Below are 11734 nucleotides of genomic sequence, written 5' to 3'. Positions count from 1 at the left end.
GAGAGGGTCACACCCGTTCCCATCCCGAACACGGAAGTTAAGCCTCTCTGGGCCGATGGTACTGCATTGGAAACGATGTGGGAGAGTAGGTCGCCGCAGGGAATTTAATAGAGAAAGCCCCGTCTGATAATCAGGCGGGGCTTTTTCGCGTTCTGGCTGCTAGCTTGTTTGCGGCTCGTTGCCGCGGCTCTTTCCACCCGCTGCGGCAGCGCCCTCACCCCCCGCCCCTCTTTCGGGGGAAGAGGGTATGTCATTTCTTTTCCCCTCCCTTCGTCGGCCTTTACGTTGCAAATGACGGCATGCCGGATAAAATTGGCGGGTGTTAATTTTGCACTACGGAGGTTACTCTTGAAACTCTCCTTACTCGCCGTCTCTGCAGTCGCCTTCATGATGTCCGGTTGTGTTACCAAAGGCTACGTCAGTAAGCAACTCGACCCCATCTCCTGCCGGGTGGATGTCCTGGAGACCAAGGGGGCTTCACTCGACCAGCGCGTGAACTCTCTTGAGAGCAGGCTTGCAACGTTGGAGAGCCAAGTCTCTCAGGCGCAACTAGCCAACAAGGCCATGCTCGATGACGCTACCGCGAGGGCCGCTGACAGCGCGCAAAGAGCTGAGGCTGCCGCGACCACTGCCACCCAGGCCGCAGAGAGAGCTGAAAAGATGTTCGAGCTGGGGCAGAAAAAATAACCACGTCTATTGTCATGGCCAGCCGGCTTGTGCCCCTTTTGGGTGTTGTAGCGACCGCGTTCGTGCTGCTGTCCATTTCGGCGCGCCCAGTTCAGCCGGCTGTTTCCGGGCCGGCCGTCTACGTGGGTGGCTATGTAGGAGCGTTGAGTCAGTACAAGGTGCGCCAGGGGGAATCACTCATAGAAATCGCCAGGAGGTTCGACCTGGGGTACAACGAGATCCGGGACGCCAATCAAGGCGTCGATCCGGTACTCCCTAAACCTGGCGCCGTTATTACCATACCTTCGGCCTGGATTCCCCCGCCAGTTCCAGAACTACCCTGCATTGTCGTGAACCTGGCCGAATTGCGCCTGTTTTATTTTCCAGCGGATGGTGCCCCCCGCATTGAGTCTTTTCCGATAGGCATTGGAGATGAAGGTGCAGACACTCCACTGGGATATTTCCATGTGGTGGAAAAGATCGTTGACCCGTACTGGCATGTCCCAAAGTCGATCCGCAGGCAACGCCCGCAGTTGCCCGCTGTAGTTGCTCCTGGTGCGCGCAACCCTTTGGGGCGGCATGCGCTGCGCCTTTCACGACAGGACATCCTCATCCACGGTACCAACCGTCCCTATGGCATTGGCCGACGGTCAAGCCATGGTTGCCTGCGCCTTTATTCTGCGGACATGGCGGCACTCTTCGGCAAAGTTCGCAAAGGGATCCGGGTATCCATCATAAACCAACCCGTGAAACTGGGAGTCAAAGAGGGAAGGGTATTCATCGAGGTCCATCGCCAGGGAGAAGACGCTGCCGGGGTGGGAGAGATTCTGCACATGATGGCCGAAGCAAACCTGCTGCAACAAGTTGATATGGGTAAACTGGTGCGCGCCTACTACGAGAACAAGGGATATCCGGTCGAGGTAACTTGGAGTGTCCGAAAATAAGGGGGGCAAGCCCCCCCCGGATCAGTTTCTGACCGTCTACTTACTTCTTGGGCTTCAACGGACTCTCCTTGTAGAAGATGCCAAGCACCGACTGCTCATCCGCAGTAAGTCTTACTCCCCTGAGTTCCATGCGGTGCTGGATCTTCTGCATGTCCTTGCCGGCGGCGATGGCGTTCTCAATGCGTTCGGCGGTGTGGCATGATACGCACTTCTTGTCAATTACGAGGTGGGCTTCCTTGAAGGTGCCCCCTGTGACGCTGCCAAGGTTCTTTCCTGATGCAGGCGCGGACTTAGGCCCTTCCTGGCCGGCGTAGACTGAGGTGATGGAAAGAGCGGTCAATGCAAGTGCCACAACAATTTTATCTCTCATTGCTTCTCCTTTATCTGCTGGTGTAGAACCCTACATTAAGATATAGCAGAAAAAGATCGATTCGCTCATAGCAGTGCCAATTAAAGCTTCAGCACTGGCGAACTTCCTGGTTCCTGAGCGGGCGTATCTGATCATAATTTACTAAGACTTGCGAGGGATCGAAAAAAAGTTCCTGCCTTTTCGAGATGTGTGCTGCAGCGATTGCGCAGCTCCTCTGGCGTTGCAGCCTATTGGTGTATCGGTATAAAGACGTGGTAAAATCTGTGTGTCTGACGCTGCTCTTTAAGGTCTTTCTCTGGTATGGGGTGGGGGCAAAGGAGATACAGGGATGTTAAAGCTAAAGCGGATACTGTTGGTTGAGGATAACGCCAACGATGCTGAACTCACCCTGGAGGCGCTGGCAGAGCATAACCTGGTCAACGGGGTAGACCTGGTCAGGGACGGGGCCGAAGCGCTGGATTACCTTTATCGTCGCGGCAAATTCGCAGGAGAACCGCCGCCGAACCTGGCGGTCATCCTGTTGGATCTGAAACTGCCGAAAGTGGACGGCCTCGAGGTGCTCAGCACCCTTAAAGGTGACGAGAAACTCAAGTTCATCCCGGTGGTGGTGCTGACCTCGTCGCGAGAGGAAAGGGACGTTGTTGACAGCTACCGCCTCGGGGTCAACGCTTACGTAGTGAAACCGGTCAATTTTTCGGAGTTCATCACCGCCGTCAAGGAACTCGGTGCCTTCTGGGCCATCATCAATGAGCCGCCACCGTCATCTCAGAAAGGGTGATAGTCAATGCCAATGAAACAGGAGCGTCTGCGCATACTGCACCTGGAAGATGATCCCATGGATGCGGAACTGGTTCTACTGACACTCACCTCTGAAGGGCTTGATTGCGAGGTCGAGGTAGTGTCGAGACGGGACGAGTTCAGTGTCGCCCTGGAGCGCGGCGGCATGGATCTCATCCTGGCTGATTTTGCTCTGCCTGCTTTCGACGGCATGACCGCACTGGCAATGGTGCGCCAGAAACTGCCCGATCTCCCCTTTGTCTTTGTTTCCGGGAAACTGGGCGAAGAAGCAGCCATCGAGTCGCTCAAAAGCGGCGCCACGGATTACGTCCTCAAGAGTCGCCTGTCCAGGCTGGTACCGGCGGTGCAGCGCGCGCTCACGGAGGCGCAGGAGCGGGCCAAGCAACGCCAAACCGAGCGGGACCTCGAGGTCGCTCACGCAGAGATCGAGAAGCGGGCCGAAGACTACCGCAACCTCTTCAACAGTATCCGCGACGTGATCGTGGTTGCAGACCATAACCGGACCATATTGCACGTGAACCAGCCCGCTCTGCATGACATCTTCGGTTATGACTCCGCAGAGGTCATAGGCATGAGCAGCGGAATTCTCTACGCCAACGCCGAGGATTATGACCGTACCGGCAAGGAAGTCTTCGACGTAAAAGCGCGGGTGAAGGGAAAGCTGGTGGAACTGCATTTCCGCAGGAAAAGCGGCGAAGTGTTCATCGGCGAGCTTTACGCAATGAAGCGCCTGGATCGTTTTGGCAACGTGACCGGCAACATCTCCATCTTCAGGGACATCAGCGAGCGGAAAAAAGCGGAGGCGGACCTCAGGGAAAGCGAGCTGCGTCGCATGCAGTTGCAGCTTGAACTGGTCTACGCTGCCGAGATCCAGGCGAAGCTGCTGCCACGGGTATACCCGCAAATTGCCGGGTTCGACGTAGCCGCCCGCTGCCTCCCCGCGAAACAGGTCGGCGGGGACTTCTACGACTGGCAACAGGTGTCGCCGACGCTCATCAACCTGACTCTCGGTGACGTCATGGGGAAGGGGATGGCTGCTGCCATGTTGATGGCCACGGTCAGGGCCGCCCTGCATGCGGTCACCCTCTACAACCAGCCGGCGCAGGCGGTGCATCTGGCCGAAAAGGCCCTCAACGAGGATCTCGAGAACTCTGAAAGCTTCGTGACGCTCTTCCATGCCCAACTGGATTCCACAACCCGGACCGTCTCATTCGTCGACTGTGGTCATGGCTATGTCTTCGTCAGGCGTCACAGCGGGTCAGTGGAAACCCTGAACCCACGCGGGCTTCCCTTGGGGGTGCAGGGGGATGAAGTGTACCAGGAGGGAACTGTGCGCCTTGCGAAGGGTGATGTGATGGTTCTGTACAGTGATGGCCTGGTCGATGCGAAACCGGAACTGGAACTGACCCACGAGGCGCTGGCCAGGCAACTGGCAGGGAAGAAGAACGCGCAGGATATGGCTGATGCCCTGATAGCTCTTACCGGGAAGCCAGACCCGCAGCCCGACGACATCACTGTCCTGGTGCTGCGGGGGGTGTGAGTGCCCGGCACACCACGCACTACTCGCCTATGATCTTTACCAGGACCCGCTTCCTGCGCAGACCGTCGAACTCCCCGTAAAAGACCTGCTCCCATGGCCCGAGATCCAGTTTTCCGCCGGTGATCGCGACGACGACCTCGCGTCCCATGATGGTTCTCTTCAGGTGCGCGTCGCCGTTGTCCTCTCCGTGGTTGTGGCGGTATCGGCTATGCGGCTTCTCCGGCGCCAGCCCTTCCAGCCATTCTTCGAAGTCCTGGTGCAGGCCGGATTCGTCATCGTTTATGAAGACACTGGCGGTGATGTGCATGGCGTTACACAGCAGGAGTCCCTCGCGAATACCGCTTTCGTCCAGGGCCGCCTGGAGGTCGCGGGTGATGTTGACAAATCCGCGTCTACTCTTGATCTGGAACCACAATTCCTTCCGGTGATGCTTCATCTTCTCTCCTTGCTGGTGTTGTTGATTCAGGAATTCGTTTCGAGGCATGGCGCGGAGCCGAGGCCGCGAAGGCGGCATCGAGCAGGGCCGGTGCCGCCGCCCACCTGTTCCTGGAGTGCATGATTACCAGAAGGACCCTTGTGTCCTCCCGTTCTGCCACGGCAACGAGGCATTGCCCTGCGTTGGGCGTGGTGCCCGTTTTCACTCCAATGGCCCCGGGGTACCTTCCGATCAGCCTGTTTTTGTTCCTCAGGTAATAACTGCGCCTGCCGTCGAGCGTGGTGATGCGCATGTCATGCCTCGCCACGATCTTCGCGAACTGCGGCAGTTGCATCGCCCTCTCGGCCAGACGCGCCAAGTCACGCGCATTGGAGTAGAGGCCCCTGCTGTCATGGCCGCAGGCGTTGGCGAAATGGGTGTTGTCAAGCCCAAGTGCCCGTGCGCGCGCGTTCATCTGTACCACGAAATCCCCTTGATTGCCACAGGCGTGATCGGCGAGGGCCCGGCAGGCGTCGTTGGCGGATGCCATCAAGGTTGCCGCCAGCAGGTCGCGCACCCGGAACTTCTCTCCGCGCCGCAGCCCGATTCTGCTGCCGGTTTCGCGCGCCGCGCCGCGACTGACCACGACTACCTCGTCCAGGCCGCAACGTTCCATGACTACCAGCGCTGTCATCATCTTGGTGAGGCTGGCCGGAGCCCGGCGGATTCCGGCATTTTGCTGGCGCAATACCTGCCCGTTGACCTTAACGAGGTAGCTCGGCGCGGGGTGGTAGGAGCGGGCCGCGGCTGATTGGGGAAGGATAAGGCAGGAGCCGATTGCGGCGAGCACTAAGTAGATTTGGGGAAATGAGAAAATTTTCATGCAGCATGTTATAGCATCGTTTCCCGCTCCTGCAATTAAGCCGTGGGCGAAGGGATGTGGCAGTGACAGCCACCGTCAATCTTGGATTTACAAAGTGTCACCCCTTAAGGTATCTTGCTGACTTCGATTACCGCAGCGTGAGGTCGACATTGGCAACCAAGATACGAATACTTCCCGAGAACCTGACCAACAAGATCGCGGCCGGCGAGGTGGTGGAACGTCCCGCCTCAGTGGCCAAGGAACTGGTGGAGAATGCACTGGATGCGGGCTCAAAAGAGGTCGTGGTCGAGATCGAGTCCGGCGGCAGGCGGCTGATAAAGGTCACCGATTCCGGCAGCGGGATGTCGCGTGAGGACGCACTTTTGGCGCTCGAGCGCCATGCCACCAGCAAGATCGCCAGTGACGAGGACCTGTTCGCCCTGTCCACCCTGGGGTTCCGCGGCGAGGCGCTGCCGTCGGTGGCCTCGGTCTCCCGCCTTACTATCTCCACCCGCACCAGCGACAGCCTGGAGGGGACCGAGATCTACGTGGAGGGGGGGCGCATCAAGGAGGTCAAGGAGTGCGGCATGGCGCCCGGGACGGTCATCGCGGTGCGCAACCTCTTCTTCAATACCCCGGCTCGGCTCAAGTTCATGAAGAGTGCGGAGACCGAAGGGGGACACGTGGGCGAGCTGCTGACGCGGCTGGCTATCTCCCGTCCGGATGTCCGCTTCACCTATAAAAATGAGGGGAAGACCGTGTTCCGCGCCCTGGACGCCGACCTGAAGGAACGGGTGGCGACCCTGCTGGGGCGCTCCATCGCTTCTTTTCTCTACCCGGTTTGCCATGAAGAGCCGGGCGGCGTGCGGGTGACCGGCCTGGTCGCGGCGCCGGAGTGCAGCCGCAGCGCCGGCAGCCACCTCTACACCTACATAAACGGCCGCTTCATCAGGGACAAGGTGGTACAGCACGCCATCCTCCAGGCGTACCGCAACTTCCTGGAGCGCGGCCGCTACCCCGTCGTCGCCGTCTTCATCGACATAGCCCCGGGGGAAGTCGATGTGAACGTCCATCCGACCAAGCACGAGGTGAGGTTCCGCGAACAGGGGAGGGTGCACGACGCGATCCAGTACGCGGTGGAAAGCGTGCTGAAGCAGACCCCCTGGCTGAAGCGTGCAGCCGTACCGATTCCACCTGCTTCGACCGCCTCGGGCACGGGGCAAAACGGAGCAGTCGGTGGCGCCGCCAGCACGTCCGGGCGCCCCGCCTCCGTTCAGGCTGGTACCTCAAAGGTCGCACCGCCTCAGGTGGCCGGGGCGCCTCCTGTCGCAGCAGTCAAAACGGCGCAGGATCCGGTGCTCACCGCAGAGCCCCCGGTGCCCTCGGTCAGCGAGGCGAAGGTGGCCGAGATCCGGGAACTGCTGGTGGGGTATCAGCCCAAGCCTCAGCCGGCACTGCGCCCGCACTACCACTTCGAAGCACCGGCGCCGAAGACCGGGGAGCCCGCTTCCCTGTCCCTCGGCGAAGAGCCTGCCGCCCAACCTCGCAGCGCAGAACCTGCGCAAGCCCCCCGGCAGGAGAGCGAGACGCCGGGCTACTTCTCGTCGCTGGCGGTGATCGGCCAGTTCAACGCCTCCTACATCCTGTGCCAACGTGGTACCGATCTGGTGCTGATCGACCAGCATGCGGCGCATGAGCGGGTGGCTTTCGAAAAGCTGAAGGCGGAATTCGCAGGCAAAGAGGTGGACAGTCAGGGGCTGCTCTTCCCGGAAACCCTGGAACTCTCCTTCCGGGAGTCGGCGGTGCTCAGGGAGAACCTTGAGGAGCTGCGCCGACTGGGCTTCGCCTTCGAGGAGTTCGGAGGCAACACCTGGCTTCTGAACGGCGTGCCGCAGCTCCTGGCCGGCACGGACTACCTGCGCACCATCCGCGATATCCTGGAGGAGCTCTCCAGTTTGAGCCGCAGCCGGACCTTCACCGACATCCAGGAGGATCTCCTGGCGCGCATCGCCTGCCACAGCGTCGTGCGCGGCCGGCGGACGCTGACGGCCCAGGAGATCTCGGCGCTGTTCAGGCAGATGGACGAGACGGATTTCTCCAGCAACTGCCCGCACGGCAGACCGGTGATGCAGACGCTGACGCTGACCGACGTGGAGAAGATGTTCAAGCGGGTGTAGACCCCGGTACGGCAACCCGAGTGGTGCTGCCGCAGTAGATGAGAGAACATGACGCAAGAGAAGATAAAGCTGCTGGTGGTGGGGGGACCAACCGGGTCCGGCAAGAGTGATCTCGCCTTGAGGTTGGCAGAAGAGATCGATGGAGAAATCGTGAACGCGGACTCCATGCAGATCTATCGCGGCCTCGACATCGGCACCGCCAAACCTTCACCGCAAGAGTTGGCACGCGTGCCGCACCACCTGATCGATATCGTGTCGCCGGACCAGGACTTCACCGCCTCGGACTTCAGGCGTGAGGCGTCTGCCGCCATCGACGACATCCACCGCCGCGGGAAAAAGGCGATCGTGGTCGGGGGGACCGGGCTGTACCTGCGCGCCCTGTTGGAAGGGTTGCTCGATTCCCCCACCGGCGATCCGGAACTGCGCCGCCAGTTCGACGCTGTACCGGGAGAGGAGCTGCTGCGGCGTCTGGCCGAGGTCGACCCCGAGACGGCGGCAAGGTTGCACCCTAACGACCGCGTGCGCCTGGTGCGCGCTCTCGAGGTCTACACCCAGACCGGCCGTCCCATCTCCGCCTTCCGCGCCGAGCATGGTTTCTCGGGCGACCACTACCGTGCCTTCAAGATGGCGATCACCGTGGAGCGGGCCGAACTCTACCGTCGCCTGGAGGCAAGGGTGGACAGGATGCTGGAACTGGGGCTGGTGGAAGAGGTGCGGCAACTTCTGGCCCAAGGCTACAGCCGCGAATTGAAGTCAATGCGCTCCATCGGATACAAGGAGATGACTGCATATCTGGCTGGTGAAATGACGCTGGATGAGGCAGTTACGCTCATCAAGCGGGACAGCCGTCGCTATGCCAAGCGACAGATGACATGGTTTGGCAGGGAAAATGATATTTATTGGCTTGAATATCCCGCAGCATTTGCTAGTATCCTTGGTCATGTGATTGAATTTTTTGGGTAAAGGAGCGGAATCATGCCTAAAACGCCTTTTAACATCCAGGACCAGTACCTCAACCAGTCTCGCAAGGAGCGTGTAAAGGTCTTGGTGCAGCTCATGTCCGGTGAAAAACTGGAAGGGCATATCAAATCGTTCGATAACTTCTCTGTGCTCATGGAAGTTCACGGCGATATCCTCATCTATAAGCACGCGATCTGCAGCATCACCTCGGTGGATGGCGTGTTCCGACTGCACCAGTAGCTTCACCGCCTGTGCAGTAGCAGGGCTCCGGGTCGGCCGTCGCGACCCGGACGGCACCTACGCCGTCACGACAGTAACTCCTCCCAGCCGGCTCAAAAGGGCCGGCTCGTTTTTTATCTGTTGCCAAATTCCTCCTTCTCCACCTATCATTAAAGTCTGCGCGCCGCCGCTCTCACGCCAGCTGCCTCGCGGGTCTTCCCGCGTCTGCTGTTCCCGCAGCCGGAAAATCTCCACTTCGGCCGCGGGGCGCGCACCGGGAGGGATTTCATGTCTGGACTGACTATCGATAAAGTGTCGCCGGGAAGCATAGCCGAGGAACTGGAACTGGAGCCGGGGGATCGGCTGCTGTCGGTGAACGGGCACCCGTTGCGGGACGTTATTGATTACAACTATTTTGCAGCCGATGACGAACTGGAACTGGAGGTCGAAAAGGCCGACGGCGAGCTCTGGGGACTGGAGGTGGAGCGCGAAGAGGGGGAACCCCTGGGCATTTCCTTCCAGGCACCGGCGCCGGCGCGCTGCGGCAACAACTGCGTCTTCTGCTTCGTGCACCAGTTGCCGCGCGGGCTGCGTGGGCCCCTTTACGTGAAGGACGAAGACTACAGGCTCTCCTTTCTCTACGGCAACTACGTGACCATGGCCAACATCGGTCGCGCCGAATTGGACCGCATCAAGGACCAGCGGCTTTCACCGCTCTACATCTCCGTGCACGCGACCGACGCCGTGCTGCGCGAGAAGCTCCTGGGCAAAAACGGCGTACTCCCCATCCTGGACGTGATGCGGGAGTTGGCCGAGGCGCGCATCACCATGCACACCCAGGTCGTGCTCTGCCCCGGCTGGAACGACGGGGACGCCTTCGCACGCACGGTGGCAGACCTGGCCTCCCTCTACCCCTGGGTGGCATCGTTGGCGGTGGTGCCGGTGGGGTTGACCGAACACAGGCAGAACCTGCCGGCGCTGGCCCCGGTCACCAAGGAGTTCGCCGCCGACTTCATCGGCAGGTGGTATCCCGAGTCCCGGCTTCTGGAAGAGCGCCTGGGTGCTCCCTTCCTGTTTCTCGCCGACGAATTCTACATCAAGGGGGACGTGCCGTTCCCCGAACTGGACAACTACGGCGACCTGCCGCAGTTGGAGAACGGCGTCGGGATGATCCCGCTGTTTCTCTCCGAGGCGGAACAGGTGCTTGAGGAGGCCGAGGCCCTGAAACCGGCGAAACTGACGGTGGTCACCGGCGAATCCCCGTACCGTTATCTCTCCGACTTCCTGAAACAGCTGTCCGGTGCGACCGGGGTGTCCGTGCAGCCGGTGGCGGTGCGCAACAGGCTCTTCGGCCCCACGGTCACCGTCACCGGTCTCGTGTGCGGTGCCGACATCGTGGCGGCCCTGCAGGGGATGGAACTGGGAGAAGTGGTGCTCGTGCCCGACGTGATGCTGAAGGAGGGGGAAGGGGTCTTCCTGGACGACCTGACCCTGGACGACGTGGAGCGGCAACTGGGGGCGGAGGTCCAGGTGGTCGAGTCGACACCGTACGGGATCTACGACGCGTTGGTGCAGCGGCTGGGGTAGAAGCAGAAGGCAAAAAGAAAAGAGCCGGAGAGGATGCGTCCCTCCGGCTCTTTTTGTCTCAAGCTTTTCTTTTTATCGGCTCATGGCGTCGATGATGTCGAAGTCGAAGACGCTCTCGGCAGTCGATTTAATCAGGTCGATTTTCTCTTTGTCGTCCGCCGTCATCTTCGACACGTGCTCGGTGAGGGCGATGAAGGTCTCGGCGGTGTTCTGAGAGGTGCGCAGGTACGGGATGTTGCTGTCATCGAGGATGCGCTGGGTGATCGCCGACACCGGCGCCGATCCCGGGATGACGATGCCCGCCAGCTTGCGCCGGTAGGCCGGGATGTTGTACAGGGCCGACGCGGTGACGATCAGCTCGTCCCTGGAGCTGGTGGTGATCAGCAGCGTGGAGTCCTGCAGGGTGTCGATGACGCGCTGCGACGACGCGGCCCCCAGCTGGATGTGGTTGATGATCCGGTTCTTGCCGTCCTGGTCCCCCTGCAGCGGCAGCTTCAGGAGCTTGGAGAGGTCGAGCAGGGTAGGGTTGGCCAGGGTAGGTGAGTAGTCGAAGGCGCCGGCGACGTTCTGCTGGCGGCTTTCGAAGAACGTCCTCAGGAAGCCCAGGGTCTCCTCGCGCTTGTTGGCCAGAAGCTTGTTCACCAGGACCAGCTTTACCTGCGCCCCCTGCTGCTGGAACAGGGAGAGGTTCAGCTGCACCGAATCGATGACGCAGCCGATGCCGCCGCTGGCGACCATGATCACCGGTGCATCGAGGGTGCGGGCGATCTGGGCGTTGTTGATGCCGACCACCGAACCGACGCCGCCATGGCCGGATCCCTCGATGATGAGGAAGTCGTTCTTGGCTTCCAACTCGCTAACGGCCTTCTTGATGGCCTCAAGGGGAGCCTCGGGCGCGATCTCGCCGGAGAGGTACCTCTTGGTGTACCCCTTCCCCACCACGACCGGAGACATCAGCTTGCGGTCGGCCTCCATGCCGTAGATGGATGCGATCAGGGCCGCGTCCATGTCCATTTCCACGCCGTCCAGCATGAAAACCTTGGGGCCGATCGGTTTTATGAAGCCCACGCGGGCGTATCTCTGCTTGGCCAGGTGGAGCAGCGACAGGCTGATGGTGGTCTTGCCGCAATGCTGGCCGGTAGCAGCAATGAAAATCTTTTTACACATATGTCTAAGCCTCGTGGCCTTTCTTACGT

At 60.4% G+C, this 11734-nt stretch carries 12 protein-coding genes and 1 rRNA gene; 9 read left to right on the top strand and 4 right to left on the bottom strand.

Features of this window, described 5'->3' with window-relative positions; translation table 11 throughout:
- The 3 genes from rrf to H7687_RS14355 all read left to right on the top strand — a co-directional run.
- Window positions 1-102, top strand: a 5S ribosomal RNA gene (gene rrf, locus H7687_RS14365); the annotation flags it as partial.
- 246 nt (window positions 103-348) lie between these two features.
- Window positions 349-687, top strand: coding sequence for an alanine-zipper protein (locus H7687_RS14360; RefSeq protein WP_246404895.1), 339 nt, complete (start codon window positions 349-351; stop codon window positions 685-687).
- A 14-nt stretch (window positions 688-701) separates the two neighbouring features.
- The gene (locus H7687_RS14355) at window positions 702-1610 is read left to right on the top strand and encodes a L,D-transpeptidase family protein (RefSeq protein WP_183348537.1); all 909 of its coding nucleotides are present in this window, start codon (window positions 702-704) and stop codon (window positions 1608-1610) included.
- Window positions 1611-1650: 40 nt separating this feature from the next.
- Here H7687_RS14355 and H7687_RS14350 read toward each other — a convergent pair whose 3' ends face one another.
- Window positions 1651-1980: a cytochrome C gene (locus H7687_RS14350; protein WP_183348535.1), complete on the bottom strand. Its 330-nt coding sequence runs from the start codon at window positions 1978-1980 to the stop codon at window positions 1651-1653.
- A 328-nt stretch (window positions 1981-2308) separates the two neighbouring features.
- Between H7687_RS14350 and H7687_RS14345 the strand changes: the two genes are divergently transcribed.
- Both H7687_RS14345 and H7687_RS14340 read left to right on the top strand, forming a co-directional pair.
- Window positions 2309-2758: a response regulator gene (locus H7687_RS14345; protein WP_183348533.1), complete on the top strand. Its 450-nt coding sequence runs from the start codon at window positions 2309-2311 to the stop codon at window positions 2756-2758.
- Window positions 2759-2764: 6 nt separating this feature from the next.
- Window positions 2765-4318, top strand: a complete 1554-nt coding sequence (locus H7687_RS14340) for a SpoIIE family protein phosphatase (RefSeq protein WP_246404892.1) — start codon at window positions 2765-2767, stop codon at window positions 4316-4318.
- 19 nt (window positions 4319-4337) lie between these two features.
- Here the strand turns inward: H7687_RS14340 and H7687_RS14335 are convergent, their stop codons facing one another.
- Both H7687_RS14335 and H7687_RS14330 read right to left on the bottom strand, forming a co-directional pair.
- Window positions 4338-4754 carry a secondary thiamine-phosphate synthase enzyme YjbQ gene (locus tag H7687_RS14335; protein ID WP_183348531.1) on the bottom strand — a complete coding sequence of 139 codons (417 nt, stop codon included), beginning with the start codon at window positions 4752-4754 and terminating at the stop codon, window positions 4338-4340.
- Entirely contained in the window at window positions 4711-5616 is a 906-nt protein-coding gene (locus H7687_RS14330; protein ID WP_183348529.1) for a D-alanyl-D-alanine carboxypeptidase family protein, read from the bottom strand. The genes H7687_RS14335 and H7687_RS14330 overlap by 44 nt, the downstream gene beginning before the upstream one ends.
- A 149-nt stretch (window positions 5617-5765) precedes the next feature.
- Between H7687_RS14330 and mutL the strand changes: the two genes are divergently transcribed.
- The 4 genes from mutL (at window position 5766) to H7687_RS14310 (ending at window position 10538) form a co-directional block, all read left to right on the top strand.
- Window positions 5766-7772 (top strand): DNA mismatch repair endonuclease MutL, encoded by a 2007-nt coding sequence (mutL, locus tag H7687_RS14325; RefSeq protein WP_183348527.1) that lies wholly within the window; start codon window positions 5766-5768, stop codon window positions 7770-7772.
- A 48-nt stretch (window positions 7773-7820) separates the two neighbouring features.
- The gene (gene miaA / locus H7687_RS14320) at window positions 7821-8735 is read left to right on the top strand and encodes a tRNA (adenosine(37)-N6)-dimethylallyltransferase MiaA (protein WP_183348525.1); all 915 of its coding nucleotides are present in this window, start codon (window positions 7821-7823) and stop codon (window positions 8733-8735) included.
- 12 nt (window positions 8736-8747) lie between these two features.
- Complete coding sequence (hfq, locus tag H7687_RS14315; RefSeq protein ID WP_012529414.1) at window positions 8748-8972, top strand: RNA chaperone Hfq; 225 nt, start codon at window positions 8748-8750, stop codon at window positions 8970-8972.
- Between the two features lie 267 nt (window positions 8973-9239).
- Entirely contained in the window at window positions 9240-10538 is a 1299-nt protein-coding gene (locus tag H7687_RS14310) for a DUF512 domain-containing protein (protein ID WP_183348523.1), read from the top strand.
- Window positions 10539-10610: 72 nt separating this feature from the next.
- Here H7687_RS14310 and H7687_RS14305 read toward each other — a convergent pair whose 3' ends face one another.
- Window positions 10611-11705, bottom strand: a complete 1095-nt coding sequence (locus H7687_RS14305) for an AAA family ATPase (RefSeq protein WP_183348521.1) — start codon at window positions 11703-11705, stop codon at window positions 10611-10613.
- Between the last annotated feature and the right edge of the window lie 29 nt (window positions 11706-11734).

It is taken from the genome of Geomonas paludis (genome assembly GCF_014193585.1).
Taxonomy (GTDB): Bacteria; Desulfobacterota; Desulfuromonadia; order Geobacterales; family Geobacteraceae; genus Geomonas; species Geomonas paludis.
The sequence above is the reverse complement of the archived record's forward strand: the minus strand, read 5'-3'. Positions and strand labels throughout refer to the sequence as shown.